Origin of the sequence: Joostella sp., from assembly GCF_048266025.1 — a bacterium.
In the GTDB taxonomy this organism is placed as follows: Bacteria; Bacteroidota; Bacteroidia; order Flavobacteriales; family Flavobacteriaceae; genus Galbibacter; species Galbibacter atrarenae.
The window spans coordinates 403909-430528 of record NZ_JBLXAF010000002.1 but is presented as its reverse complement, the minus strand read 5'-3'; the positions used below and the strand labels follow the sequence as shown (position 1 = coordinate 430528).

The 26620-nt window shown below is 32.4% G+C and carries 24 protein-coding genes and 1 other RNA gene; 8 read left to right on the top strand and 17 right to left on the bottom strand.

Annotation, left to right across the window (positions count from 1 at the left end):
• Positions 1 to 277 precede the first annotated feature (277 nt).
• The 8 genes from ACN0TY_RS07700 to ACN0TY_RS07665 form a co-directional block, all read right to left on the bottom strand.
• Positions 278 to 1162 (bottom strand): hypothetical protein, encoded by an 885-nt coding sequence (locus ACN0TY_RS07700; protein ID WP_417444005.1) that lies wholly within the window; start codon positions 1160 to 1162, stop codon positions 278 to 280.
• 307 nt (positions 1163 to 1469) lie between these two features.
• Positions 1470 to 1754 (bottom strand): addiction module antidote protein, encoded by a 285-nt coding sequence (locus ACN0TY_RS07695; protein WP_417444004.1) that lies wholly within the window; start codon positions 1752 to 1754, stop codon positions 1470 to 1472.
• A 3-nt stretch (positions 1755 to 1757) separates the two neighbouring features.
• Positions 1758 to 2057 (bottom strand): type II toxin-antitoxin system RelE/ParE family toxin, encoded by a 300-nt coding sequence (locus tag ACN0TY_RS07690; RefSeq protein ID WP_236958474.1) that lies wholly within the window; start codon positions 2055 to 2057, stop codon positions 1758 to 1760.
• Positions 2058 to 2403: 346 nt separating this feature from the next.
• A complete protein-coding gene (locus ACN0TY_RS07685) occupies positions 2404 to 3240 on the bottom strand; it encodes a uracil-DNA glycosylase family protein (RefSeq protein WP_417444003.1) in 837 nt (278 codons plus the stop codon).
• Between the two features lie 228 nt (positions 3241 to 3468).
• Entirely contained in the window at positions 3469 to 3897 is a 429-nt protein-coding gene (locus tag ACN0TY_RS07680) for a hypothetical protein (RefSeq protein WP_236958472.1), read from the bottom strand.
• Between the two features lie 160 nt (positions 3898 to 4057).
• Positions 4058 to 4441, bottom strand: a complete 384-nt coding sequence (locus tag ACN0TY_RS07675) for a hypothetical protein (RefSeq protein ID WP_417444002.1) — start codon at positions 4439 to 4441, stop codon at positions 4058 to 4060.
• A gap of 597 nt (positions 4442 to 5038) precedes the next feature.
• Entirely contained in the window at positions 5039 to 5335 is a 297-nt protein-coding gene (locus ACN0TY_RS07670) for a hypothetical protein (protein WP_417444001.1), read from the bottom strand.
• Between the two features lie 207 nt (positions 5336 to 5542).
• Positions 5543 to 6337, bottom strand: a complete 795-nt coding sequence (locus ACN0TY_RS07665) for a GIN domain-containing protein (RefSeq protein WP_417444000.1) — start codon at positions 6335 to 6337, stop codon at positions 5543 to 5545.
• Positions 6338 to 6498: 161 nt separating this feature from the next.
• Here ACN0TY_RS07665 and ACN0TY_RS07660 point away from each other — a divergent pair, with 161 nt between their 5' ends.
• The 3 genes from ACN0TY_RS07660 to ACN0TY_RS07650 all read left to right on the top strand — a co-directional run bounded on the left by ACN0TY_RS07660 (position 6499) and on the right by ACN0TY_RS07650 (position 10472).
• Positions 6499 to 8586, top strand: coding sequence for a M1 family metallopeptidase (locus tag ACN0TY_RS07660; RefSeq protein WP_417443999.1), 2088 nt, complete (start codon positions 6499 to 6501; stop codon positions 8584 to 8586).
• Positions 8587 to 8592: 6 nt separating this feature from the next.
• Entirely contained in the window at positions 8593 to 9489 is an 897-nt protein-coding gene (locus tag ACN0TY_RS07655; protein WP_417443998.1) for a patatin-like phospholipase family protein, read from the top strand.
• Positions 9490 to 9554: 65 nt separating this feature from the next.
• Positions 9555 to 10472 (top strand): patatin-like phospholipase family protein, encoded by a 918-nt coding sequence (locus ACN0TY_RS07650; protein ID WP_417443997.1) that lies wholly within the window; start codon positions 9555 to 9557, stop codon positions 10470 to 10472.
• 42 nt (positions 10473 to 10514) lie between these two features.
• Here ACN0TY_RS07650 and ACN0TY_RS07645 read toward each other — a convergent pair whose 3' ends face one another.
• The 5 genes from ACN0TY_RS07645 to ACN0TY_RS07625 all read right to left on the bottom strand — a co-directional run bounded on the left by ACN0TY_RS07645 (position 10515) and on the right by ACN0TY_RS07625 (position 17171).
• Positions 10515 to 12350, bottom strand: a complete 1836-nt coding sequence (locus tag ACN0TY_RS07645) for an arylsulfatase (RefSeq protein ID WP_417443996.1) — start codon at positions 12348 to 12350, stop codon at positions 10515 to 10517.
• Positions 12351 to 12515: 165 nt separating this feature from the next.
• Positions 12516 to 13469 (bottom strand): CorA family divalent cation transporter, encoded by a 954-nt coding sequence (locus ACN0TY_RS07640; protein WP_417443995.1) that lies wholly within the window; start codon positions 13467 to 13469, stop codon positions 12516 to 12518.
• A gap of 291 nt (positions 13470 to 13760) precedes the next feature.
• Positions 13761 to 14279 (bottom strand): hypothetical protein, encoded by a 519-nt coding sequence (locus ACN0TY_RS07635; RefSeq protein WP_236958074.1) that lies wholly within the window; start codon positions 14277 to 14279, stop codon positions 13761 to 13763.
• Positions 14280 to 14290: 11 nt separating this feature from the next.
• On the bottom strand, positions 14291 to 15895 hold the full coding sequence (locus ACN0TY_RS07630) for an FMN-binding glutamate synthase family protein (RefSeq protein ID WP_236958075.1): 1605 nt from the start codon (positions 15893 to 15895) through the stop codon (positions 14291 to 14293).
• Between the two features lies 1 nt (position 15896).
• Positions 15897 to 17171, bottom strand: a complete 1275-nt coding sequence (locus ACN0TY_RS07625) for an amidohydrolase (protein ID WP_417443994.1) — start codon at positions 17169 to 17171, stop codon at positions 15897 to 15899.
• Between the two features lie 242 nt (positions 17172 to 17413).
• Here ACN0TY_RS07625 and ACN0TY_RS07620 point away from each other — a divergent pair, with 242 nt between their 5' ends.
• The 3 genes from ACN0TY_RS07620 to ACN0TY_RS07610 all read left to right on the top strand — a co-directional run bounded on the left by ACN0TY_RS07620 (position 17414) and on the right by ACN0TY_RS07610 (position 21754).
• Entirely contained in the window at positions 17414 to 19744 is a 2331-nt protein-coding gene (locus ACN0TY_RS07620) for an ATP-dependent helicase (protein WP_236958077.1), read from the top strand.
• A 144-nt stretch (positions 19745 to 19888) separates the two neighbouring features.
• Entirely contained in the window at positions 19889 to 20512 is a 624-nt protein-coding gene (locus ACN0TY_RS07615; protein ID WP_417443993.1) for an L-threonylcarbamoyladenylate synthase, read from the top strand.
• Positions 20513 to 20524: 12 nt separating this feature from the next.
• Positions 20525 to 21754, top strand: a complete 1230-nt coding sequence (locus ACN0TY_RS07610; protein WP_417443992.1) for a glycosyltransferase — start codon at positions 20525 to 20527, stop codon at positions 21752 to 21754.
• 54 nt (positions 21755 to 21808) lie between these two features.
• Here the strand turns inward: ACN0TY_RS07610 and ACN0TY_RS07605 are convergent, their stop codons facing one another.
• The 3 genes from ACN0TY_RS07605 to ACN0TY_RS07595 are packed head-to-tail and all read right to left on the bottom strand — an operon-like array spanning position 21809 to position 23974.
• On the bottom strand, positions 21809 to 22492 hold the full coding sequence (locus tag ACN0TY_RS07605; protein ID WP_417443991.1) for a 2'-5' RNA ligase family protein: 684 nt from the start codon (positions 22490 to 22492) through the stop codon (positions 21809 to 21811).
• A 2-nt stretch (positions 22493 to 22494) separates the two neighbouring features.
• Positions 22495 to 22884: an acyl-CoA thioesterase gene (locus ACN0TY_RS07600; RefSeq protein ID WP_417443990.1), complete on the bottom strand. Its 390-nt coding sequence runs from the start codon at positions 22882 to 22884 to the stop codon at positions 22495 to 22497.
• Between the two features lie 37 nt (positions 22885 to 22921).
• Positions 22922 to 23974, bottom strand: coding sequence for a glutaminyl-peptide cyclotransferase (locus tag ACN0TY_RS07595; protein ID WP_417443989.1), 1053 nt, complete (start codon positions 23972 to 23974; stop codon positions 22922 to 22924).
• 89 nt (positions 23975 to 24063) lie between these two features.
• On the opposite strand from ACN0TY_RS07595, the gene ffs reads away from it, so the two are divergent.
• Positions 24064 to 24162, top strand: an RNA gene (gene ffs, locus ACN0TY_RS07590) — signal recognition particle sRNA small type.
• A 214-nt stretch (positions 24163 to 24376) separates the two neighbouring features.
• Positions 24377 to 25033, top strand: coding sequence for a fructose-6-phosphate aldolase (gene fsa, locus ACN0TY_RS07585; RefSeq protein ID WP_236958083.1), 657 nt, complete (start codon positions 24377 to 24379; stop codon positions 25031 to 25033).
• A 57-nt stretch (positions 25034 to 25090) separates the two neighbouring features.
• Here the strand turns inward: fsa and ACN0TY_RS07580 are convergent, their stop codons facing one another.
• The gene (locus tag ACN0TY_RS07580; protein WP_417443988.1) at positions 25091 to 26506 is read right to left on the bottom strand and encodes a thioredoxin-like domain-containing protein; all 1416 of its coding nucleotides are present in this window, start codon (positions 26504 to 26506) and stop codon (positions 25091 to 25093) included.
• Positions 26507 to 26620: the final 114 nt, after the last annotated feature.

Below are 26620 nucleotides of genomic sequence, written 5' to 3'. Positions count from 1 at the left end.
TTTGGAATGGTTTCCTTTGGTAAGTTCTGCTAATACTTTGAGTTTAAAGCTTTCGCTATAACGTCTTACATATCCATCATTTTTATACATATACAATTGTTTTAGTGTATACATATTTCAGGACGGGTCATTATATGTTGCAACGGTTTTGTGTATGATTTCGTTGCGTGTTTAAGCACTAAATTTAGCAAATAAATCACAGATAGAAAGTCCGCGAGGACTTTCGTAAGTAAGCTATAACTAGCAATGAATTATACACGGTGTTGGCAGTAGTTTTTTATTCAGTCCAATTTTCAAGTTTTCCATTATCTTCAATCCAAATTTCCAAATAAACACTTTCCTCAATCGGTTTGCCTTTCTTTTTCAGAATGTCAAATTTCAAATCTTTCAAGCCTTTAAGAACTGTTTTTAGACAGTAATTATATTCGTTTCGTTCCCAAAATTCTTTTATTTCCTTTTTCGTTTGATATTCAGGCATAATTACTTTAGTCACTTCTCCGCTTTTTCCAATTGTCACAAGATATTTTTCAGAGCAGTCAAAGTCTTTTTTGTTATTCCAGTTTAGTTTATTCAATTCATTAAACATAACTTTAGAAATAGTATCTCCATATTTACGGTTAATTCTTTTTGGGTCGTCAATATAATTTTCAACTTTGGAAATTTCACTAACTTTTCCATTATTTACTTTAATTAATATTCCTTTTTCGAATGTTTTATGAAAAACTCCGTCCCATCTTAATAATTCTCCGTTTGGAATTGTAAAATCTCCAGAAAACCAATCGATATATACTTTTCCATTTATTACTTTATTTCCGAAAATTTCATTCATTCTATTTTCAGATGCAGATTTATCAATTTTCTTTTCTCCGCAATCAATAATATTTTTAAGATATAAACTGTTATTTTCAATTTCATAAATTGCTTGATAGCCTCTCCAACAGTTAAATGAAGCACCATCTCTAAATTTCAGTCCGAACAAACTTCCTTTATCAGACTTTTCTATTTTCTGAAAATATTTTTCAAGGATTAAATTATAAATAGGAATTGTATCTCCTTTATAGATTATATAATCAGGCATTTGAGGACTTGCAAAACTATTTTGAGATAAAAATAGAATTACAATTACAAAAATCGACCTTATAATGTTCTTGGTTTTTCGCATTTCTCAAATTACTGCCAACTATTAAATGCAATTGCGTTTATTTCTCTTTCAAATATATAGATTCCTCAGAGATATATTTTAAGGGAAACCTTAAAAAGGCAATAAGCTACTTACACAATGCTTCACTATTGAGAAATCAAGCAGACCATATGATGAAATGTACGTTTATGTATTGCTTTAATAATTACAATAAAAAAGCTTACAAAATCAATTAATTGAATCTGTAAGCCTAATGTAATAGTGTCTAATATTTTTGAAGAAGGGGGCTGCTTTTTTATCTTAGTTCTTTGTTGGTAGTAGATTTTATTCAGTTAGATGCTGGATTTATTTGAATTTGTCCTCCGATAGCTTTTAATACTTTCATAATAGTCTCAAATTGAGGTTTCGCTCCATCCGATAACGCTTTATACAAACTCGGTCTACTTAAACCAGTTTCTTCCGCAATTTTGGTCATTCCGATGGCTTTTGCAATGTGTCCAATTGCATTGATAATATCGGCATTATTTCCCTCTTCCAAAACTATATTAAGATATTCTGCAATCATTTCTTTGCTTTCCAAATAATCTGCTATTTCAAATTTTGAAGTTTCCATTTTCTATTTATTTAATTTTTTCCAAATCGCCTTTGCTTTGACAATGTCTTTTTGTTGGGTAGATTTATCGCCACCGATTAAAAGAACAATAACCTTTCCGTCCTTTTCTTTGAAGTAAACTCTGTAGCCTTTAGCAAAATTTATCCGCATTTCCCGTATTCCGTCCCCGACAGCTTGACAATCGCCAAAATGTTCATCAATTTCTAATTTTTGAATTCTGAACAATATTTTTGCCTTTGCCCTAAAGTCTTTTAATTTTCTCAGCCATCTGTCAAATTCTACTGTTTTTTCAATAAAGAACATGATATTGTATCTACTTGGATACAAAAGTAATGATAAAATCTGGATTATTCATATTGAAATTAAGCTTTCAACATAGTGAGTTTATGTCACAACACGTTTGTCTTGGCTATGATAAACTGTGTAGTTTAGCAATGATTTTTTATTTAGAAACGATATATAATCTAATTCAGTAGGAGGGTAGGCGAGACTCTATAATAAGATGTACATTTCCGTATTGCTCAAATAATTACAATAAAAAAAGCTTACAAAATCAATTAATTGAATTTGTAAGCCTAATATAATAGTGTCTAATATTTTTGAAGAAGGGGGGTGTTTTTTAACTCAGTTCTTTGTTGTGGGGAGTAATTTATTTGTTTATGTAATTTTTTATAATTGTTGAATACCCTAATCCGTATTGCCATCTTTTTTCGAAATTGGAAGTGTTCAAATTATTAGCAATCATAAAATTTATGATATTTGCCTTTCTTGTTGCTCCTGAAAGATGCACTAAAGGAATAATAGGAATGTTTGGAAAGCTTTTTAAATGAGTTTTATTTAGTGAGATATTACGAGATAGTTTATTACATTTCTGTTCTGTTAGTTGAACAATACTTTCTTTTCCGAGAGTAATTATTAAATCAGGCTTTAGAAGTTCTATTTCTTGCTCTAAAATATTTTTTATTGAACTCAGTTTAGAGGGATGTTGTTTATAATAGACATAACTTCTTTCTTTTTTTGAAGAATCTGTATAAAAAAAAGTTTTATAAATATCTGTAAGATAAACAAAATGGTCTTGTGATAATGAGTTTATGAATTCCCAATATGGACGAGTTCTTCCCTCTCTCATTTTTATTGAATGGAGAGCATAAGGTGTTCCAATTAATACATCGTTATTTTTATCAGCTTTAACTTTATTGAACACATTTTCATTTCTTAATGGATCAATGCCAATCACCATTATTCTTTTTTTAGCTGAAATATTTCCAAACCAGTAGGGAAAATCAATTCCTAATAAATATGCATTTAGTGGTAAAAATTGTTTCTCCGAAATATATTTTTTATCAAAAACCCATTTTGAAGATTTTTCATTTGTTTGTGACCAAGATTCATATAAATCTAATATGTTCTCTTTGGGAATATTAATTATATCAGTTTGAATGATTTTTATAAGCTCTTCAGTTAAGTTTTTTTTGGTAATTATCATTTGTTCCTTATTACTGCCAACGTAGCTAAAGCTTATTGTTTAGTTTTATTTATTCTTGTCCAAAGCTAAATCCATAAGTTTTAGCTACATTATAAATATACACAGACCTTTCGTTTTTGCCCTAAAGTCCGCATTTCGTTTAGGCTTTGTTGTCATTAATTTTTTATTCAGCTTGGTGAGATTTGCATTTAATTTAAAGCCCAAAACACCAACCTCCACAATATTTAATTATTTCAATTTATGTTCAACAGTTTTATTGGAAAACAACGAAAAATAATATAGGATATTTCCCAATAATACACCTCCTAACGTTGCGTAAATATCTTCAATATCATAGTATAATCCAGTTCCTTTTTGCAAAACCTCATGTCCAATTAACCCAACAATAGCTATAATATTTGTGGCTAATAAAACTAGTAGTTTTTGTTTCTTAGAAATTGTTAAGGACAGTAAGGATTCTCCAACTATTAAAATTACCGCACTCCAAGATAGTATTCCTAATCCTGCTAAAAAGTTTGGTAACCATCCGAGTATATTGTTGATTATGGGATGTTCATTTCGGTTATAAATAGGTCTAATATACGTTCTAATTAATTCAGACCCCACAAAAATAATAGCTGGGATAAAAGAGAAATAGGTTGCTTCTTTCTTAGTCATTTGGATAAGATGCTTAGCTGTATGTTTGATTTTTGAAAATTAACGCCAACGTGTTTGTGTATGGTTAGTTGCGTGGTTAAGCAACTAAGTTAGCAAACTTATACGAACCCGTGAAAATTCCGCAGGAATTTTCGCAAGTAAGCACATAAAAAGCAATTAATTATACACGGTGTTGTGGTGTCGTTTTTATTTTTTCAATTAGATTGTCGCTAAATCTAATCAGTTCAATCGTTTCGCTTTTCCAACTGTCTTCCACAAAGTTTCCGACATTTGAAGAGAAAATATCCCATTTTAAATTCAAACTATTACCAAGTTCGATAATCAATTCCCTTAAATTATGGCCATTTTTTTCCAATTCAGCCATTATCCAATTTCCGACTTCGTGAGCTGATTTTAGGTCTTCTGAAAAGCTTAAAAAATATTTCGGAATATCATTTTCATAAATCACATTTTCATTGTATTCCATTTCCAAGAAAGGGAAATAGCGCTCTGTTTCTTTGCCGCTTATTAAATATGATTCAGTTTCTAATTTTATTATTTCCATTTTAAATAAATATTCTCCAAATTCTAAAAAATGACATAATCATTGCTAGAATAGAAATTAACATAGCAATGGATACCAATAATCTATTTCCTTTTTTTCTTAAATAGTTGGCTGAAATTATAAATCCAATTAAAGATATAATTCCGAAATAGTATTTATAGCTAAATTTCAATTCCGACAACCCAAATAATGCTCTTGTTTTTCCAGTTGATTGAATATAATCTTGATAAGTATTTATGTTCGCTTTTACAGAGAAAATCAACCAAATAAAACTCACGAATATTATCAAATAAATTATCTTTTTTCTATTCATAATTTTTATTCAATACTTGTAATTTGATGTGTTCCGAGAGTTTTCTCAAATGCACCACAACTATTAAATAAATGTAATTACGTTTATTTCTCTTTCAAATATATAGATTCCTTAGGGATATATTTTACGGAAAACCTTAAAAAGGCAATAAGCTTTAGGCTATATGCAGTGTAATAAATATTATATAAAGCTTTAATTAACTTTCTATGCTCAATTTTTCAGTAGAAAATATAGAAGGGGTTATTGAGCTAGTTTTTTAGAAAACATTGTTGGAAACAGACTTTTTATTTTAGCCATAATTTAATTCCTATTAATGAAATAACAGCACAAAGGATAAAAACTCCGTAAGTGATACGTTCTTTTTTTACTTCTAATTTAGCACGCTCACGAATTCGCAATTTTATTTTATGGAGTTCTTTTTCAGATACAATTTTAAAATTTAGTTGTTCTGGTTTCTTGTCGGTCGAGTAAATTCCTTCACGATTATTCTCTTTAAACTTACCTCGATTTGAAGGACGTTGCGCTCGGTTCTGTTTCATCCGATTAATCATATCCAATACATGTCCTGCTCCAGCTCCCATTTTATTTTATAATTTAATTATAGTATAGGCTATATTTAAGGAAGGTTAAAAACTTGTTTTGCTAAGCTACATCTAGAATAAGTTTTTATTGCACTTCGATATATTGTAAATAGATTATACTCAACTAAATATAGTAAATAATTTTTTATTTTATGCAGAAATAGCTCTAAAAGTGAGTATAATAAGGACTAATAATAGTTATCAATCTTAGAAGTTAACTTTTGTGATTTTAGTTTCTCCGATAATAATCCCCTTATTTAATTCTGGAGTTCCAGAGTAGCTTACAGTCGCCTCTCCGTATGAATTGACTTTTAGTTTATCGGAAACATTCAACTGAAAAGAACCATCGCCATATGCTGTTAATCTCGTTTCGTTGCTAGATACATTAGATACGTTTATAGTGCCTTCTCCATAGGCTGTAAATCGCTGATTTTTAACCAACCCATCCTTTATCTCTAAATAGCTTTCTCCATAAATAGAGACCATTAGTTTATTTATATCCACAGAGTTTATATAAACTTGTGATGTGCCAAAAACTTTCAAGCGGAGCTTATCTGCTACTATATTATCTTCAAAAACAAACCTTTCTTCCCCTCTTAAATCGACAGTGCTTAATCTTTTGTAGTTTATAATTGCTCTCACAACGGTACCATCATAACTAGCATATTCAAGTTTATTTCCACTTATATATTCTTCATTATCATCACCAGTTATTTTTGCGCCTTCTAAATATACATTAAGCGTATTATTTTTTACATAAACGTTTAGGTTTTCCATTGGAACATTTATAGATTCTATGGTTACAGATTCTGTATTGGCTTCTTTAAAAACAACTTGTATGTGCGGACTAATGACAACTCTTTTAAAATTAGCAACAGCTATTTCCTTATGTTGCGCAGTAGAATAATTGGAATATAATAAGAACGCGATCATTAAAAATATGGTAAAGATTGCCTTTTTTGAGTTATCTTTTAACTGAAAATGTGTTTGATTACTAAACATCTTTTTTTGGTTTTAATGGTTATACCTATCTTAATGATGATTTATTTCTTGTATTGTTACAGTTTTTAATTATCTAAACTTCTATAAGTGATTAATCAACTTCTGAATTAGATTTAGAATTCATTAGAAAAGTCTTACTTTGGTATAAAAATTATCTTTTAATGAAACCCATTTTTACAAGCTTAATTATTTTCCTTTTTTCATATTCTTATGCACAGCAAACTCAGTACATAGATATTAAAAAGGGAACTGTTAATATTACTATAGATCCTGATGCGGAAACTGTTTCTGGGGAAGTCATTTATACTTTTAAAGTCATAGAAATAACCGACTCTCTTGTTATTGATGCTCGGAATATGGAAATTAAAAGTCTTTCTTTAAATGATAAAGAACTTGCTTATAGTAATACTGGGTCGCAATTAATAATAAATAAAACCTTAAAACCGCGTGAGAATAATAGCTTAAAAATAGCATACAAGGCATCTCCAAAAAAGGCTTTGTATTTTGTTGCTGAAAATAATAACGATCAAAAACAAATATGGACGCAAGGGCAGGGGAAATACACTTCCAATTGGTTACCGAGTTTTGATGATATGAATGAAAAGGTGGAATTTGATCTTTCTATTACCACCAATTCGTTATATAAAGTAATGGCCAACGGAAAGCTGATTGATAAGAAAGTAAATAACAATACAACCTCTACTTGGAAGTTTGATATGCAACACCCGATGAGCAGCTATTTGGTGGCTCTAGCTATTGGGAATTATAATGTAAAGGAGGAAGTTGCTAAATCTGGAATCCCTTTACAGCAATACTATTCTCCTGAAGACGAGAAATATGTTACTTCTACATATAAGCACTCTAAGCGTATTTTCGATTATCTGGAGGAGGAAATAGGTGTTCCTTTTCCGTGGCAGAATTATAAACAGGTTCCTGTAAAAGATTTTTTGTATGCGGGAATGGAGAATACTTCATTGACCATCTTTTCTGACTCTTATTTGGTGGATTCTATAGGTTTTGTGGATAGGAATTATATAAATGTAAATGCACATGAATTGGTACATCAGTGGTTCGGAGATTTGGTAACAGAAGAAAGTAGTACGCACCATTGGTTACAAGAAGGTTTTGCTACTTATTATGCCTTGCTAGCGGAGAGAGAAATTTTTGGAGATGATTATTTTTATGAGCAACTTTATAACTCGGCTAAGCAATTAGAGGCTTTAAATGATAATGGAGGCGAGAGCTTATTAAATCCTAAAGCGAGTAGTCTTACTTTTTATCAACGGGGAGCATGGGCAGTCTTCGCTTTGCGTAAAAAAATAGGGGATAGGGCTTTTGAAAAATCGGTTAAAAAGTATCTTAAAGACTATGCTTATAAAAATGCTAATACCCACGATTTTATAAATATAGCTGCGGCAAAGAGTCAGATTAAGTTAGAAGATTTTGTAGAGAAATGGCTTGTAAACACAGAATTTCCATTGGAAGAAGCAGAACAATTATTACTTGATAATAAAACTTCTAAAACTTTGTTAGCACTAGATGCTATGAGTAAAGAAGAAGTAGTAACGTATGCACAAAATAATTCTAAAATTTTTACTTCTGAAGAGCAATCTGCTATTGCAACACATATCCTTAAGCGACTTATACCAACTTCTGAAGTTGAAAAAGCTATTTTTTTAGCAGCATTACAATCTGAAGTATTAAAAACTAGGCAAGCGGTAGCGCTTTATATGAATCCTATTCCTGAAGAATTTAAAACTGATTTTGAGAAGTTATTATCTGATGGAAGTTATCTGACCATAGAAAAAGCGCTAATGAAGTTATGGGTTAGTTTTCCTTTTATAAAAGACAGGGCTCAGTTTCTAGATCAAACAAAGGGTATAACAGGATTTAGAGATAAAAATGTAGAAACATTATGGCTTACTCTGGCTTTAATTACGGAGAATTACCATCAGAATGATAAGAAAGAATATTACGATACATTAGTGAGCTATACAGATCCAAAGCAGCATTATGAAGTTCGTCAGCATGCTTTTCAATATCTTTATCAGATAAAAGGGTTTGATGAAGCGGCACTTAAAAGTTTAATTCAGGCTTGTAAACATCCTGTGTGGCAGTTTTCAAAGTTTTCTAGGCAATTGCTAGAAGAGTTAATAACGGATAAAGATTATAGAATTGTTTTAGAAGGAATTGTAAATGATTTGCCTTCCGAAGAAAAGGTTTTTTTAGAACAGAAGCTGAAAAGATAATTAATAATGAAAGCACTCGTAATTTCAGGAGGCGGATCCAAAGGCGCTTTTGCCGGCGGAGTAGCCCAGTATTTAATAGAAGAGCTAAAAATAGATTACGATTTATTTTTGGGAACGTCTACGGGGAGCTTATTGGTAAATCATTTGGCGTTAAATGAGGTGGAAAAAATAAAGGAAGTTTATACCTCTGTAAATAATGAGAGCATTTTTAATATTTGTCCATTTCGAATTAGAAAGAAATATGGAGTAGAACAAATTTCTATTCATCATTTAAATGTAGTTCGTAATTTTTTAAGAGGTAGTAAAACCTTTGGAGAGAGTGAAAACTTAAAAAAGCTAATACGTAAAACCTTAACGGAAGAGGAGTTTTTACAATTAAAGCACAGCACAAAAGAAGTAATAGTTACGGTTTCTAACCTTTCTTTAAATCAGGTAGAATATAAATCTATCAATGATTTTAGTTATGATGATTTCTGTGATTGGGTTTGGATCTCTAGTAATTATACTCCTTTTATGAGTTTAGCTCGGAAAGAAGGTTGTGAGTATGCCGATGGAGGCATTGGAACTATGGTTCCTATTGAAGAAGCTATCCGCCGTGGCGCTAAAGAAATTGATGCTATTATTCTACAGACAGAAATTACGCAGTTAAACCGACTCCCATCTAGGAATCCGTTTTCATTATTAACGACTATGTTTAGTTTTATGCTTGATAGAATAGAGCATCAGAATATTCGGATTGGGAAATTTGTAGCCTCTAATAACGATGTCATTATTAATTTTTATTATACACCGACGGTATTAACTACAAATTCCTTAATTTTCGAAAAGGTTAAAATGACTCGTTGGTGGCAAAGTGGATTTGATTTCGCGAAGTTTAAAAATAAAGAAACGAGTCAGCTATAATTTTAAAGCGATTCCGTTGGAATTTTCATAATTATAACGTACCATAATCAACCTAAAATAAAAATATGCGAGCACTAGTTATAAGTGGAGGAGGAAGTAAAGGGGCATTTGCCGGCGGCGTTGCACAATATTTAATGGAGACGGAAAATAGAGACTACGATTTATATTTGGGAACTTCTACAGGGAGTTTATTAATTCCACATTTAGCGAATAACGATATTGAAAAGATATATAACGTTTATACTTCTGTAACACAGCGTAAAATTTTTAGTAATAACCCTTTTGTAACCAAAAAGCGCGGTGATGAAGAGTATGTTGCAATTAATTACCTAAATGTTATGTGGCAGCTAATAAAGCGTAAGCGTACTTTTGGAGAGAGTAAGAATTTAAGAAAACATATAAGGAAACATTTTTCGGAGGCTGATTATAATCGCTTAAAGGAAAAAGGGAAAAATGTAATTGTTACAGTTTCCAATCTATCTATGAATCGTGTGGAATATAAATCGATTATGGATTATGAGTATGAAGATTTCTGTGATTGGATTTGGCTTTCTTGTAATTACGTTCCATTTATGTCGCTCGCAGAGAAGAATGGATTTGAATATGCAGATGGCGGTTTAGGATGTGTGGTTCCAATTCGTGAAGCCGTTAAAATGGGAGCTACGGAAGTAGATGCTATTATTTTGGAGACCGAGAATATGGAGCATAAAAAAGTATTAGGAAAGAATCCATTTTCACTAATGGTAAATCTCTATAGTTTTGTGTTGGATCAATTAGAATCTCATGACGTTGTGGAGGGAAAATTGGCAGCTTTAAATAAGAATGTACGACTAAACACTTATTTTACTCCAACGCGACTAACAGAAAACTCTCTTTATTTTAATAAAGAATTAATGGCAGAATGGTGGGTGCAAGGGAAAGAATATGCAAAGGAGCGTGTAAAGGCTCAAAAGAGCGCTAAAACAGTAGATTTGGCAGGATAGTCTGTTAGTTACTGGTTGTTATTATTAAATAGGTTTAGTGTGTTATGAAATTTCTCCCTTTTTAATATATACATAATACGCAGGGTATTTATTTCCTTCTTTATCAATTAACCATGCCTTAATCATAGTATTACCTTCTTGAAGTGGTAGATTAAAAACTGAACTTGTATCTGAACTTGATATTTGCTTAGTATATGTTTTATTTCCTATTTGCAATTGCACCTTTACAGCAGGAATAGCAATACCTTCGCCTAGTAAGACTAGATTCCCTTTATTATAAATATCCCCCTGTTTACTTTTAGGTAGCGATTCAGATATAGGATGATTTATTTCTTTTGCCCATCTTCTTATTTCAAAAATGTAATTAGCTTTTTCGGCAATCTTTATAGGCCAAAAACCACTATTGTTGGCAGCCCTTAATATATGTGTTTGGTTCCAAGTGGGGGGAGTTGATTTTTTTAAAACCCATGCATCAGATGTGAGGACAGTTTCTAAATCGTATTCTGTACCAACAATTGGTCTTGGGTAGGGTTGATCCATTACTTTGACTTCATTCCAAAAAGAATCATATTCCTTTCGTAAGCTATCTACTATTTGAGGATATTGATCTGCTAGATTCTCTTTTTGACTGGGGTCTTTTTTTATATTGTATAGTTCAGCACCATTTATAAGTCGCCAATTAGATGTATACACCAAGCTATTTTTCCATTTGATATAAGTTTCTTCTGTATTTTGATAATGCTGAAAAAGAGTTCGATCTTCCCAATTAAACGATGAATTATTTAGTAGAGGAATCAAACTACGGCCGTCAAATTTAAGGTGCCCTTTTTTTGGTGTTTTCAAGTCACAAAGGTCAATTAGCGTAGGGAGAATATCGATATGAGAAGTAAATTTAGAAACATCTTTTTTTGGAGTCATGTTTCCTTTAGGCCAATGAATCATTAACGGAACACGATGGCCACCATCAAACATACTCCCTTTTTTACCACGCATACCTGCATTAAAAATTTTATGACCTCCAGATGTACCATTATCAGACAAAAATATGATGATTGTATTTTCATCTAAATTATTCTTCTTCAAGAAGGTTCTTAAATCTCCTAAGTTCTTATCAAACCTTGTTATTGTAGCCATAAAATCTACTTCTGACTCCCAGTCAGGAGAACTTTTATCTATGTTACTGTACATATTTGTCCACTCTTTTTTAACGTTCCATGGAAGGTGTGGAATATTTGTAGCTAGATATATAAAAAAGGGATTATTCATATTCTTGGAAATAAATTTCTTTGTTTCATTGAAAAAGTTATCGTTGCCATAACCATGAAATTCCTCCCATTTTCCATTTCGCATATAGTGGTCGTTCATTTTATCATTGCTCCAATAGTCGCTCGCTGTCCCTGTACCTCCGTCACCATGTCCAACCCATTTTTGAAAACCTCTGTCAATAGGACGGTAGGGGTAATTTTGTCCTAAATGCCATTTTCCGAATAAAGCAGTTTTATAGCCACTTTCTTTGAAGAACTCCGCCATGGTAGTTTCTTCTTTATTTAAGTGATTACGTAGATATACAGTAGAACGAACATGAGTTCTATCAGACATTCTTCCTGTCATTAAAGCTGCTCTTGTTGGTGCACAAAATGCATTTACATGGAAGTCTGTAAATCGTATACTTTCTGAATATAGAGTGTCTAAATTGGGTGTTTTTATAATAGGATTTCCATGAATTGCGATATCACCATAACCCTGATCATCAGTCATAATTAAAATTACATTAGGACGATTAGTACTCTGAGCGTGATTAAATTGTATTGATAAAAAGAATAGTATAAAGAATATCTTTCTTAAAAAAAAGAAGTCTGGCTGAGATAGCTTCATCATTTGTGTATTTATTTCATATAAGTAACGAATATGTAATCCGTCGCTTATATACAAGATACAATGAATACGAACTCAAAATCAAGTATTATTTATACAGAAGATAATACTTTACTGGCTGATGGGAATTAATTCTATAGTATGCTATAGTTGGTTATGTATGTTGACTTATAGCCATTTTTTTCTTTTGAAATAGATGAATGGTAAGATGGCAGAAATTATCATTGCAACAATAACAATAGGATATCCATAAGTGGCATCGAGTTCTGGCATGTATTTAAAATTCATACCGTAAACTCCAGCGATAAAAGTAGGAAGGGAAATACAAACGGTAACCACGGTAAGCATTTTAAAAATATAATTCTGTTCTAAATCGATTTTACTAGAGATATTTTCTTTTAAATCATCCAATCGATCAAAATTAAATTGGATATAATCCGAAATCACATTCAGATCATTTAATTCAGCTTTTATCTCTTTTTTAAGTCCCATTTTTTTATCCCAATCACTTCTCATGTATAGCGTGTATACCCGAGTAGTTTCAATAAGAGATTCTTTTATCAACAAGTTATTAAAGTTGTATTCTGTAATGATATCCATTTCATGACCTGAAAATTTGTTTTCGATTAACACTCTATTTGCTAGCATTTTAATTTTCTTGGTTTGACTTTCTGTAATGTCAGCAAAATAGTCGGAGATGAATTCGAATTGGAACTTAAAAATACTCTCTGAGTTGGATTTCTTCTGAAAGGATAAAAGTTTATTCGGATAGATTTTATTGAAATAATCGTCTAGAGCTGCACTTGTAAAAAGAAACAGCCCTGCTTTGGAAAGTATTATAAAAATAGGCTCTTCTACCATTTTATGATCTTTGTTATAAAAGGGAATCGAAAAGTGAAATGAAGCTTGATTATCATCCTCTAAAAAATGTGAACTGATTTCAATATCTTCGAAATGCTTCATGATCGTGAAATCGAGTCCATAATTTTTTTCTAGCCACTCTACATCCGAAGTACTGTAATCTATAAATTGCATGATATGGAAATCCAAATCAGAAACAACAATTTCACTTGTGTTTTGTATTTTGAGTAGTTCTTTTTCTTTTGACAGGATCTCAATCATAATAAATATTTTTAAGAGGAAACTAAATGTTTAAATATGTTTTGTGGCTACCAAACAACTTCTAGTTTAGAAAACAAGTTAGTAAAAGAATGAGGAATATTTTATAATAAAGTGAAAAGAAATCTTGATTATTACATTCTAAAAGGAATGTTGTAGAGAGTTTAATTAATAAATATAAAACCTCCATGAGTACAAACATGTAAGAGAGGAGTAGCATCCGAGCATATAAAAAAGAAAAGCCCCTAAAAGTGTTATTACTTCTAGGGGCTTTGTATATTTTTCAAGTTTAGCTTAGCTAAATAAATCTCGAATTTCTTTTTTAATATAACCTAATGCGGCACTAGAAGGAGGTTGTTTATCTAAAAGGTTGTTTAAGACTTCTTCTCTAAGTTTGTCTGCCGTTTCAGAATTCATTCCAGCTTTTCTAATAATTTGGATTGTTGCATTTTTCGATGCTTTGATAACGTTCCAACATTCATCAGAAATATAAATCTGTTGTGCTAAATTATGGTCAAATTCATTTTCAATATTTGCAATAAGCTGTGCTTCATATAAATTCTTATCTGTATTCTCAGGAGAAACTCTAATTAGTAATTTAGAAGGGTTTATACGTTCTAAAAACAAAGCCATCCTTTCGTATGCTTGTAGGCGGATTGGAAGCGTGTTTTTATCCATTTCCTTATGGAGTAAAAAACGTCTTCGTCCTTCTTCATTTTTAGTATGAAGATTAAAAAAGTAAAAGGCTATAGCTCCTGTAATTAATGCAGGAAGTAGGAAAAATAATAGGTTGATGATGTTTAATTCGTTCATGGGGATTTTAATTAATAACGTACTTGTTTATGTTTAAACTTATCTATTGCAGTTTTTGTGGTATAATGACCGCCTAAGTGAGGGCAATTTAATAAACTTTCCGTCCCAGTAAAAGGAACTTCTACTTTATTATACCCATATACGTTTGCTAGGGGTTGGGTTAAACTTTTATCTCCTAAGTTAACATCTACATCTTCCATAGTAAGTTGTGAAGGATGCTCGTAACCACAAGCATGTGTGATTTCTAAAAGTTCTTTTTTAAAGTTTTTAAAATAATAACTTACTCGTTCTGCTTTATCTTCAATGTTAATTCCTGCTTGTAGCCATTTATTTTGCGTAGCCACACCACTAGGGCAGGTATTATTATGACACACTTTTGCTTGAATACAACCAATACTCATCATAGCTTCTCGTGCTACATTTACTAAATCTGCTCCCATTGCAAAAGCCATTGCAGCTTTAGAAGGGAAACCTAATTTTCCACTTCCTATAAAAACAATTCTTTCGGTTAGGTCTTGGTCCTTAAATACACGATACAAATCGCTAAATGAATATACCCAAGGTAAAGAAACATGATCTGCAAAACTAGGAGGAGCTGCTCCTGTACCTCCTTCACCGCCATCTACGGTAATAAAGTCTGGGCCTCTATTAGTTTTTTTCATGATGGTAGCAAGTTCACGCCACTGTTCTAATTTTCCTATTGCCGCTTTTATTCCAACAGGCAAACCTGTTTCCTTAGCAATCGCCTCTATAAAATCTACCATTTCTGGCACTGAAGAGAATGCAGAATGGTTAGGTGGCGATAATACATCTTGCCCCATTGGGACATGGCGAATTTCAGAAATCTCTTTTGTAATTTTTGAAGCTGGTAAAACTCCACCCTTACCAGGCTTTGCACCTTGAGAAAGTTTAAGTTCTATAGCTCTTACCTGAGGATATTCTTTAACAAGAGCTTTTAATTTTTCCATGGAGAAATTCCCGTTATCATCTCGAACACCAAAATATCCTGTTCCTATATGGAAAATCACATCAGCTCCCTTTTTATGATACGGAGAAAGTCCACCTTCCCCAGTATTATGATAGGCATGAGATAAATAAGCTCCCTTATTTAAAGATTCTATTGCGCGAGCAGATAGAGAACCGAAACTCATAGCAGAAACATTAATGATAGAAGCGGGGCGATAAGGACGCTCTCTTTTATTATAACCTCCAATGAGTTTAGCACAAGGTAAAAAATAAGGATCACTAGCATTTGGATGATCCATTTTTATCTTATAAGGCATCATTGCATTGTTTATAAATACATAATGCGACTCATGAATATCTCTATCTGTACCAAAACCTTCATAGTTGTTTTCGTTTTTTGCTGAAGCATAAATCCATCCACGTTCAATTCTATTAAATGGAAGTTCCTCACGGTTATTAGCAACAATATATTGCCTTAACTCCGGCCCTATACTCTCTAGCATATATCTAATGTGGCCTACAACTGGGAAATTATGAGTAATAACATGTTTTTTATTAAAGAAAATATCTCTAATAGCTATAAGTCCTAATGCGATGAGTACCCATACCCACCAGCTTATATTTTGTAAAAATTCTAGAATCGTTTCCATTTTATTGTGCTAAATAATCGTTTACTATTTGTGTGAAAGCTTTTACTCCTAATATAAGTCCGCTTTCGTCTATATAAAAATCTGGAGTGTGGTGTGGAGCTGCTTCTGTACTATTTATAGGCATTCCCCCTAAGAAGAAATAAAACCCAGGTACTTTCTCTTGAAAGAAAGAAAAGTCTTCACCTCCAGTAGTTGCTTTTACTAACTCTACATTGTCTTTTCCAGCCACTTTCTCTAACGAAGGTAACATTTGTTCTACTAATTTCTCGTCATTATATGTGATAGAAGTGAAATTTTCTATTTTAAGCGAAGCTTCGCCTCCATAGGCCTTTGCTATAGTAGGCACCATTTCTTCCATTCTTTTTAAAATTAAAGCTCTCATTTTAGGGTCCAATGTTCTTATAGTTCCTATCATTTGTGCAGTTTCAGGAATAATATTAAAGCGTACGCCGCTAGTAATTTTTCCGACAGAAATAACTGCTGCTTCATTCACTAAAGGAGCGTCTCTACTAATAATAGTTTGTAGTCCATCTATTATTTTTGCTGAAATTAGAATCGGATCAACACCGCTCCATGGAGCAGAGCCATGAGTTTGTTTTCCTTTTACATCAATAACAAAACGCTCTACGGCTGCCATTGTACCTCCGGGCTTATATCTTATGGTTCCCACTGGGGTAGCAGAATTTATATGGAGTCCAAAAATGGCATCTACTTTAGGATTTTCTAATACCCCTTCTTTAATCATCAGTTTAGCTCCTCCTTCTTCACCAGGCGGTGGGCCTTCTTCAGCAGGTTGGAAAATAAACTTTACAGTCCCAGAAAAGTCGTTGTGTTTACTAAGAATTTCTGCAACTCCCATCATAATGGCAGTGTGTGTATCGTGTCCACAGGCATGCATAACACCAGTTTCTTCCCCTAAAAAATCGGTAACTTCATTAGATTTAAAAGGGAGGTCGTTTCTTTCTTTTACAGGGAGCGCATCTATATCTGCACGTAAAGCAATTACTTTGCCTGGTTTATTACCTTCTAAAATAGCAACAACTCCAGTTTTTGCAACGCCAGTAGTTACTTTTAGTCCAAGGTCACTTAAGTGTTTGGCTATTACTTTTGAAGTATTATACTCACGGTTTGATAATTCTGGATGTTCGTGAAAATAGCGTCTCCATTCAATAACTTTATCTTCAATAGCAGCGATAGCAGAATCGATATCATGCTGTGAATAGCTATTATAACTCACCATTATCAGAAATAATGTCAAGATATTGAGTTTAATCATTTATATAAATCTATAGGTTATATTTAGTTAAATAGAATATAATACGAAGGTATTTATTTTTCAGTAGTAAATATACCTAATTTAAAAGTTATGTTTAAAAATATTTATGGATTCTATTAAAAAATAACAGCATAATAATTAACTTGAACGCCCAAATAAATTGCATATTTTTGCTTATATTATTAGCAATAAAATCTACTTATTATTGTAGTTTACAATACCTATAAAAACTTAGAATTCGATTGGAAAAGTATTTAGCAGAGTTAAATGACGCGCAACGAGCGCCAGTATTACATAAAGATGGTGCTTTAATGGTTATTGCTGGAGCAGGATCAGGGAAGACCAGAGTATTAACATATAGAATTGCCTATTTAATGAATCAAGGGGTGGATGCTTTTAATATCTTATCCTTGACGTTTACAAATAAGGCTGCCCGCGAGATGAAAAAGCGTATTGCTGATATTGTAGGGAGCAGCGAAGCAAAAAACTTATGGATGGGAACATTCCATTCTGTTTTTGCAAAAATACTTCGTATTGAAGCTGATAAGTTGGGGTATCCTAGCAACTTTACTATTTATGATACTCAAGATTCTCAACGCCTTATAAATTCCATTATTAAAGAAATGGGGTTGGATAAGGATGTTTATAAATATAAGCAGGTTCAGAATAGAATCTCCTCTTATAAAAATAGTCTGATTACTGTTAAGGCATACTTTAATAATCCTGAGCTGATGGAAGCGGATGCGATGGCAAAAAAACCACGCTTAGGAGAAATTTATAATCAATATTGTGAACGTTGTTTTAAAGCGGGAGCAATGGATTTTGATGATTTATTATTGAAAACAAATGAGTTATTAACTCGTTTTCCTGAAGTATTACAGAAATATCAAAACCGATTTAGATATATTTTGGTGGATGAGTACCAAGATACAAACCACTCGCAATATTTAATTGTAAAGGCTCTTTCTGATAAATTCCAGAATATCTGTGTTGTTGGAGATGATGCACAAAGTATTTATGCTTTCCGAGGTGCCAATATTGGGAATATAATGAACTTCCAGAAGGATTATGATAATGTAGAAATGTATCGATTGGAGCAAAACTACCGCTCTACACGAAATATTGTAAATGCAGCGAATTCTGTTATTGAGAAAAACCAAACGAGGTTAGATAAAATTGTATGGACAGATAATGATGATGGGAACGCTATTCTTGTTCATCGTTCTGTTACCGATGCTGAAGAAGGACGTTTTGTAGCTTCTACAATTTTTGAAACTAAAATGCAGAATCAACTTTTAGACAAAGATTTTGCTGTATTGTATAGAACCAATTCACAGTCTAGATCAATAGAGGATGCATTGCGACGAAAAGACATTCCTTATCGTATTTATGGAGGACTTTCTTTTTATCAACGGAAAGAAATTAAAGATGTATTGTCTTATATGCGACTCATTTTAAATCCTAAAGATGAAGAAGCTTTAGTGCGTGTAATTAATTATCCTGCTCGTGGAATAGGACAAACAACAATAGAGAAACTTACGGTAGCTGCAAATCATTATAAGCGTTCTATTTTTGAGATTATGGAAAATCTTGACAAGATTAACCTTAAGATTAATTCTGGAACTAGAAGGAAGCTTGAAGATTTTACAACCATGATTAAGAGCTTTCAAGTAACAAATCAATCTGCAGATGCTTTTGTGTTATCAGAGCATGTTTGTAAAAAAAGTGGTTTGTTACAGGAGTTTAAAAAAGATGGTACTCCAGAAGGGATTGCTCGTATGGATAACGTCCAAGAGCTTTTAAATGGTATTCAGGATTTTGTTGAAGGGCAAAAAGAGATTGTTGATGCAACGGGAAGTATGTCCGAATTTATGGAAGATATTGCCTTAGCAACCGATTTGGATAATGATACCGGTGATGACGATCGAGTAGCTTTGATGACAATTCACTTAGCAAAAGGATTAGAGTTTCCTTATGTATTTATTGTTGGTATGGAAGAAGATTTATTTCCATCGGGAATGAGTATGAATACCAGAAGTGAGTTGGAGGAAGAGCGTCGTTTGTTTTATGTAGCGCTTACTCGTGCAGAAAAGCAAGCCTATCTTACATATACGCAAAGTAGATACCGTTGGGGGAAATTAATAGATGCTGAACCGAGTCGTTTTATAGAAGAGATCGATGAGAAATATATTGAGTATCTAACACCACCATTAGATGGAAATTACCGCTATAAACCGTTAATCGATTCTGATATTTTTGGAGAGGTAGATAAGAGTAAGTTCAGATTACGGAAACCAGTTTCTAGTACACCGCCGTCTTCTCATAAACCATCGCAAGAGAAATTGCGTAAGTTGAGGAAATTAAAGCCAGATTTAGGTGAGCCATCAGTGAATACAGCTTCTATGGATAGTGAGTTAGCCGTAGGAAATAAAGTTTCTCATACACGTTTTGGAAAAGGAGTTATTATTAGCTTGGAAGGTGTAGGAAACGATAAAAAGGCAGAAATACGTTTTGATACTGGCGGATTGAAAAAATTATTATTGCGTTTTGCAAAGCTTGATATTATTGGATAAGGGGTGAGTTTGAAGGTTTGAAAGTTTGAAAAGTTGAAAGTTCAAAGGTTCAAAAGTATAAAGTTGAAGGTGCATAGCTGAAGAACTGAAAGGTTTGGTGCTAAAGCTCAAAACCAATATCTATTACATTAAAAACTAAAAAAAATGGCGGAATTAATACGTATTTATGAAGAGAATCCTAACCCTAAAGAGATAAATAGGGTAGTGGATGTGTTGCGTAATGGCGGACTCGTTATTTATCCTACCGATACCGTTTATGGGTTAGGTTGTGATATTACAAATTCAAAAGCCCTCCAAAAAATTGCGCGTATAAAAGGGGTGAAGCTTGATAAGGCTAACTTTTCATTTATCTGTGCCGATTTGAGTAATATCTCAGATTATGTGCGTCAGATAGATACTGCAACTTTTAAGATATTAAAAAGAACTTTGCCAGGCGCTTACACTTATATATTACCTGGAAATAATAGCCTCCCTAAAGATTTTAAAAAGAAAAAAACAGTTGGGATTCGGGTTCCAGATAATAGAATTGCAAGAACTCTTGTGGAGCAATTAGGAAATCCTATTGTATCTACTTCTATTCGTGATGAAGATGAGCTTATTGAGTATACAACAGATCCAGAACTGATTTTAGAGAAATGGGATAACCTTGTAGATATCGTTATCGATGGTGGGTATGGAGATAATGTTGCCTCTACAGTTATTGATCTTTCTGGTGATGAACCTGTTATCGTCCGTGAAGGAAAAGGTTCTATTGATGATGTTTTTTAAATAATTAATAATATGATTGGAAGTAAAGTACTTTTTATAGGCTACGTTTGGCCTGAGCCAAATTCTTCAGCTGCAGGAAGTAGAATGCTTCAATTGATTGATTTTTTTAAAAGCACTGGTTCAAAAGTTACATTTTCTTCTCCAGCAAAAAAAGGAGCTCATGTTTTCGATCTTGAGACAATTGGTGTCCATCAGCAGGAAATAGAATTGAATAACGGTTCTTTTGATACTTTTTTAGAGAAATTAGAGCCTACAATAGTTGTTTTTGACCGCTATATGATGGAAGAGCAGTTTGGTTGGCGTGTTGCAGAACATGCTCCTAATGCGCTAAGAATATTAGATACCGAGGATCTTCACTTTCTAAGATATGAAAGAGAATTAGCTTTAAAAGGGAAATCTAAAGCTGATAAAAATGCACTTTTAAATAGTGAACGTGCAAAACGAGAATTAGCGGCTATTTATAGATGTGATCTTACGTTAATTATTTCTGAAGTAGAAATGGATATTTTAAAAGAGGTTTTTCAAGTTGATGAAAAGCTGCTTCTCTATTTACCATTTCTTATAAAGATATCAGAAAAGAAAGAGATTTTTCTAGAAGATAAACAAGACTTTATTTTTATTGGTAATTTTATTCATGCACCAAATTGGGATGCGGTATTGGCGCTCAAAGAAACGGTATGGCCACTCATAAAAAAGGAGCTCCCAAAAGCGAAGCTACATGTGTATGGTGCTTATGCTACCGAGAAAGTATATAATCTTAATAATTCTGCGGAAGGATTTTTAGTTCATGGATGGGCAGAAGATGCTGTTGAGGTTATCAGCAAGGCTAAAGTTATGCTAGCTCCCTTACGTTTTGGCGCAGGTTTAAAGGGTAAGTTAGTAGAGGCAATGCAATGCAATACACCTAGTGTTACCACAACTATTGGGGCAGAGGGAATAAATGGTTCTTATAATTGGAATGGTTTTATTTACGACAATCCACTAGATTTTGCGTATGCCGCCGTTTCTCTATATACTGAAGAAAGTAAGTGGGAACAAGCTGTTAAAAATGGACATAAGATATTAAACATGCGCTTTGATGTTTCAGTTCATAGACTAAACCTAAAAACTGCAATAGATTCTATTCAAGAAGAGTTAGAACAGCATAGAACAACAAATTTTATTGGTAGCATGCTGCTACAACAAACTACGCAGGCAAGTAAATATATGTCGAAGTGGATTGAGGCTAAAAATAAAAAGTAGCTACAAAAAAGGTTTTATAAGTATAATTTCTGCTTTACTTATTGTAAATGTCCTTTATATTTTAAAATGATGGAGACTTTCTACTACTTCGTTTTTCATGTACCAATCATTATGAACTAAATCCATAGCGTCTACATTGGAGCTTCCGAAATCATAATTTCTATATTCATCTAAAAAGGAAATTAGTTTTTCTGTATTCTGAATTGAGTTTAAAAAGCGAGCAATGGTAACATGAGATGTCTTTATAGCATATCTTTTATCGAGGCTTTGTTCTAGCGTAGTACTTTTAAAATCAGCACGCAATCTATCTCGAAAATCATTTAAAATAGGAGATTCTGTAAAACCTTGAACCATTATTCCAGATGGGGAAGCTGTAATACCTTTATAGTTAATTTTAAAAGGTTTAATTTCTGAAAGGCAATTCTTAATTATTGAAATGTATTTAGAAGGATCAATATCAGTAAGACGGAAGCCATTATAACATGAAATAATCGACATTACGGTAATATGTACATCGGTTGCAGGGTAAAAGTATTGATTAGGAATAACAAGCTTCAATTCTTTTAAAAAGGCTTCAATATTGGCTCTAACTTCTGCGTTAGGACGAATTACAAGCGTAATACCACGTCTTTTATCCGTTGGATCATTTATTAAAGAATCGGTTTGATAGTTATCTGCTAAAATCTGAGTTTTAGCGTGCTCATACATTTCAGAATAATGTGTTTTTAAATTTATCAAAACTAGGTAAACATATTTTTCAGATCTTCTGTAAGTCTAATCGGGCGTTTACTTTCTTTATTTATTAAACACCATTCGGTTTTAGAATGCAATAGTAGTTTATCAGTTTTATTATTATAAATTTCTACGATTCTTGTTGAGGTCACTCCAGCGGCTTTTTTGATATAAGTTTTCAGTAATAATTCGTCCCCTAAAAAAGCTTGTCCTTTATATTCTATGTAATGCGTAAGAACCATCCAGATGTAATTCTCCAACATTTCTTCGGTAGCTTCTGTTAACCAATGGTTTTTTGCTACATCCTGTACCCATTGTATATAACGAACATTATTCACATGAAATAAATCATCTAAATCGTCTTCCTTCACTGTAATAATCTCTGTGAATTCTTTCAAAATCTAACTTTTAACTATTAGCTACTAAATAGTAATTCTATTTCTTTTCTTTTATAGTTACTTCAAACATTTTATCCCAGTTTTTTCCAGTAACGAAGAAAGTTTCAGTTTTTGGATTGTAGGCAATTCCATTAAGCACATCTAAATCGGCATGTTGCTTTACTTTATCTTTTAAGCCTCTAAAATCGATTACACCAATAATAGCACCCGTTTTCGCATCTATAATCATAGCGCTATCTTTTAAATATACATTGGCATAGATTTTTCCATCTACATATTCCAACTCATTTGCCTTATTAAAAACAGAAGTATTTGTTACCGTTTCTATAAAATCTTCTTCCACTAATGTCTCTGGATTCAGAATCCAGATTTTATCACTTCCATCGCTTTTAAAGATCTTTTTACCATCATTGGTGTGTGTAAGTCCCCAACCTTCTTTGCTCTTGTTATATTTAAAAGAGTCTATTTTTTCAAAAGTATTAAGGTCATATATAAATCCAGTTCCTGCTTGCCAAGTGAGCATATATATTTTATTATTGATAATAGTTATACCTTCTCCAAAGTAGGTATCGTCTAAATCAATTTTCTTTAATACGTCTCCAGTTTTATAATCTACTTTTCGAAGCGAGGAAATACCTTTTCTTCCTGTACTTTCGTATAAAGTGTCATTATGAAATTCTAGCCCCTGCGTATAAGCTTTCATATCGTGAGGGTAGGTGTTTATAATCTCATAAGTATATACTTTTGGAGCTTCCGAAGCCAAAGCGGTGATATTTTGTGAAACGGTAGCTTTTTCTCCTTCATAAAATACAGTAGCTTCTAGGGTTAAAATCCCTAACTTATCTGCATTTAGTTTAAAAGTGTTATTGTTTACATCTATTCTTTTTTTATTCAATTGATAAGAAACAGAGTCTATTTCTTTATTTTTTTTATTCTGAAAATCGATTTTAAGGGTGCTTCCTTGCTGAATTTTACCTGATTCGGCCGTTACTTTAAGTGAAAATAACTTTTTTTCAGAAGATTTTTCAGAGTTACATCCACTTGCAGATGCTATTAAAAAGCTGATGATTAAAAACTTACAAAAATACATGGGCTATTATTAATTTTTAAGCAAGTTATTTAATAAAATTAAGATTGAAAAATTATTGTGAGAAGATAAAAAGTTTGTAAATTTGCCCTCGGCAAGTCCTACACGACTAGCTCCTATAGAATCCCCCAGGGCGGGAACGCAGCAAGGGTATATGGTTGTAGCGGTGCGATGTAGGTAGCTTGCCTTTTTTTATGCCTTAATTTTAACTTCTCTTTACAAACTTTTCCTTTTATTTAAGTTATATTATCGATACCTATAATCACAAAGATTTTTTAATTGTTTGTTGTCTGCAATAAATAAATTATAACTTTGTTTATGGTATTTGTTTTTTAACGTATAAAGACAAATTAGAGCATTATATTTACTTAATAATTAATTGTAAAACTAGAATATAAATAAGCTATGAAATTTTTTATAGACACAGCAAATCTAGAGCAAATTGCGGAAGCTGAAGCACTAGGAGTTTTAGATGGAGTTACTACAAACCCATCTTTAATGGCAAAAGAGGGAATTACTGGAAGAGAGAATATCTTAAAGCACTACGTAGATATCTGTAACCTTGTAGAAGGAGATGTTTCTGCGGAAGTTATAGCTACAGATTATGATAGTATCATTAAAGAAGGAGAAGAATTAGCTGCATTGCATCCACAGATCATTGTAAAAGTACCAATGATTAAAGATGGTGTAAAAGCAATAAAATATTTTTCTGATAAAGGAATTAAAACAAACTGTACATTGGTATTTTCTGCTGGGCAGGCACTTTTAGCTGCAAAAGCAGGAGCAACATATGTATCTCCATTTATTGGTAGATTGGATGATATTTCTACTGATGGATTAGGACTTATTGCAGATATCCGTTTGATTTATGATAACTATGCTTTTGAAACGGAAATTTTAGCAGCTTCTGTACGTCATACAATGCACGTTATAGATTGTGCTAAGTTAGGAGCAGATGTAATGACAGGACCACTTTCTGCTATTACAGGACTTTTAAAACACCCACTTACAGATAGCGGATTAGAAAAATTCTTAGCTGATTACGAGAAAGGGAATAAATAAATATAAATATTAATAGGAGTTCCTATTCAAAAAAAAACCTGCCATCGGCAGGTTTTTTTAGTTCTTCATGCTTTCACTGAGACTGGTTTCAAGATTTTTATGCTTATAGATGTCTCCAAAGCCATCCATAATTTTACCAGTTTTATCAACTACAATAATTTTATTAAGGCTCTTAATTACCAAAGTACCTAAGAGTTCCTCCATATTATCTGTTTGATATTGATCTAGAGTGTCACCAGTTTTTGAGATGTGAGCTAGATTTTTCAACCACTCATTACGGTCTTCATTTACATTTATCCCAATATAATTATAGTTAGGATAATCTCTCTTCAATCTATTTATTCTTGTTAAAACATTTGCTTGATGATTCTTCTGGTTATAATTCCAGAAGTAGAACACCGTATTCTTTTTATAAGTGCTAGAATCTATCGTTACCTTATTTCCTTTCATATCTACCAAATGAATAGGAGGGAGCATAAGTCCTTTCTGAAGGTTCTGAACATTTCTGTAAAAAGTATTTATTTCTTCTTCATGCTGGTTGTCTTTTGCATGTTTATGGAAAGCTTCAATAAACTTCTTATTGTTTTCTGCGGAATGTCCTCCAAGTAAATAAGAGTAAGCAACGTTTCTATTAAGGTTATCTTTTATAGTTTTATTTTTTGTAACCGCACTATCTATTAGTTCAAGCTTATGAGTACTGTAATGTAAAGAGCGCTGTATATGGTTTAAATCACCATTACATTCATCTTTACAGTGATTATATGAAAGATTATTAAAATGAGTTACTAGATAGTTAAAATAAGGTCTGTAAAACATCAATAGCGTATCATTATAATCTACATCACTTCTAAAACTATAATAGCTAGCTGGTAGTTCAGGTGCTTTCTTTAATCCGTTACGTCTCTTATTTATAAAAGGATACTCTTCCATATCGGTAAAATATCTATAGTTTATTGCACCCTGAGCAATATGTCGAGCTTTTACAGATAGTGGTTGCTTTATATTAATATCGTTTAGAAGCTCTTCTTTCATTAATTTTAAAGAGTCGATTTTCTTTAAAAACTCTGAAGGAGGTAATTCACTAAACTTATTTACAGCCTTTTCTTCATCTTCATATATAAGAAACATGTCGATTAAGAAGTTATTTTTTTCTGAACCTATTCCGGAGTATACTAAAGATTCATCAAAATCTAAGGTGTTAAGACGCATGAGTAAGCTGTCTCCCTTTTCTAATATAATATACTGATATTCATTATGGTCAAAATGATAAAGGCCTTCTTTTACCTTATCAATTTCAAAGAAAAAACGATTGTTACTGTCTAATTTTGAGGAGTCTATGATACTGTTGTCATAATATAAATGGACATAGTCTGAGCCTGGGTTTACAATTTCTCCAGCAAAATAAGTTTTGGTGGGAGCATCTGTACAACTGTAGGTGAGGGCAATAATAAACGCTAAAAAAGAGTACTTCATATAACGATGTCATGTTTATAAGCATCAGTTCTAACAAATCTATAAAAGCCCAGTATAGTATAATGTTAATAGGAAGTTAAATAAGTGTTTTTAACGTTTGCTATTGTACCCTAT

Coding starts and splice junctions, on each gene's coding strand:
- ACN0TY_RS07700 (WP_417444005.1), bottom strand. CDS start 1,162: ATGCGAAAAACCAAGAACATTATAAGGTCGATTTTTGTAATTGTAATT.
- ACN0TY_RS07695 (WP_417444004.1), bottom strand. CDS start 1,754: ATGGAAACTTCAAAATTTGAAATAGCAGATTATTTGGAAAGCAAAGAA.
- ACN0TY_RS07690 (WP_236958474.1), bottom strand. CDS start 2,057: ATGTTCTTTATTGAAAAAACAGTAGAATTTGACAGATGGCTGAGAAAA.
- ACN0TY_RS07685 (WP_417444003.1), bottom strand. CDS start 3,240: ATGATAATTACCAAAAAAAACTTAACTGAAGAGCTTATAAAAATCATT.
- ACN0TY_RS07680 (WP_236958472.1), bottom strand. CDS start 3,897: ATGACTAAGAAAGAAGCAACCTATTTCTCTTTTATCCCAGCTATTATT.
- ACN0TY_RS07675 (WP_417444002.1), bottom strand. CDS start 4,441: ATGGAAATAATAAAATTAGAAACTGAATCATATTTAATAAGCGGCAAA.
- ACN0TY_RS07670 (WP_417444001.1), bottom strand. CDS start 5,335: ATGGGAGCTGGAGCAGGACATGTATTGGATATGATTAATCGGATGAAA.
- ACN0TY_RS07665 (WP_417444000.1), bottom strand. CDS start 6,337: ATGTTTAGTAATCAAACACATTTTCAGTTAAAAGATAACTCAAAAAAG.
- ACN0TY_RS07660 (WP_417443999.1), top strand. CDS start 6,499: ATGAAACCCATTTTTACAAGCTTAATTATTTTCCTTTTTTCATATTCT.
- ACN0TY_RS07655 (WP_417443998.1), top strand. CDS start 8,593: ATGAAAGCACTCGTAATTTCAGGAGGCGGATCCAAAGGCGCTTTTGCC.
- ACN0TY_RS07650 (WP_417443997.1), top strand. CDS start 9,555: ATGCGAGCACTAGTTATAAGTGGAGGAGGAAGTAAAGGGGCATTTGCC.
- ACN0TY_RS07645 (WP_417443996.1), bottom strand. CDS start 12,350: ATGATGAAGCTATCTCAGCCAGACTTCTTTTTTTTAAGAAAGATATTC.
- ACN0TY_RS07640 (WP_417443995.1), bottom strand. CDS start 13,469: ATGATTGAGATCCTGTCAAAAGAAAAAGAACTACTCAAAATACAAAAC.
- ACN0TY_RS07635 (WP_236958074.1), bottom strand. CDS start 14,279: ATGAACGAATTAAACATCATCAACCTATTATTTTTCCTACTTCCTGCA.
- ACN0TY_RS07630 (WP_236958075.1), bottom strand. CDS start 15,895: ATGGAAACGATTCTAGAATTTTTACAAAATATAAGCTGGTGGGTATGG.
- ACN0TY_RS07625 (WP_417443994.1), bottom strand. CDS start 17,171: ATGATTAAACTCAATATCTTGACATTATTTCTGATAATGGTGAGTTAT.
- ACN0TY_RS07615 (WP_417443993.1), top strand. CDS start 19,889: ATGGCGGAATTAATACGTATTTATGAAGAGAATCCTAACCCTAAAGAG.
- ACN0TY_RS07610 (WP_417443992.1), top strand. CDS start 20,525: ATGATTGGAAGTAAAGTACTTTTTATAGGCTACGTTTGGCCTGAGCCA.
- ACN0TY_RS07595 (WP_417443989.1), bottom strand. CDS start 23,974: ATGTATTTTTGTAAGTTTTTAATCATCAGCTTTTTAATAGCATCTGCA.
- fsa (WP_236958083.1), top strand. CDS start 24,377: ATGAAATTTTTTATAGACACAGCAAATCTAGAGCAAATTGCGGAAGCT.
- ACN0TY_RS07580 (WP_417443988.1), bottom strand. CDS start 26,506: ATGAAGTACTCTTTTTTAGCGTTTATTATTGCCCTCACCTACAGTTGT.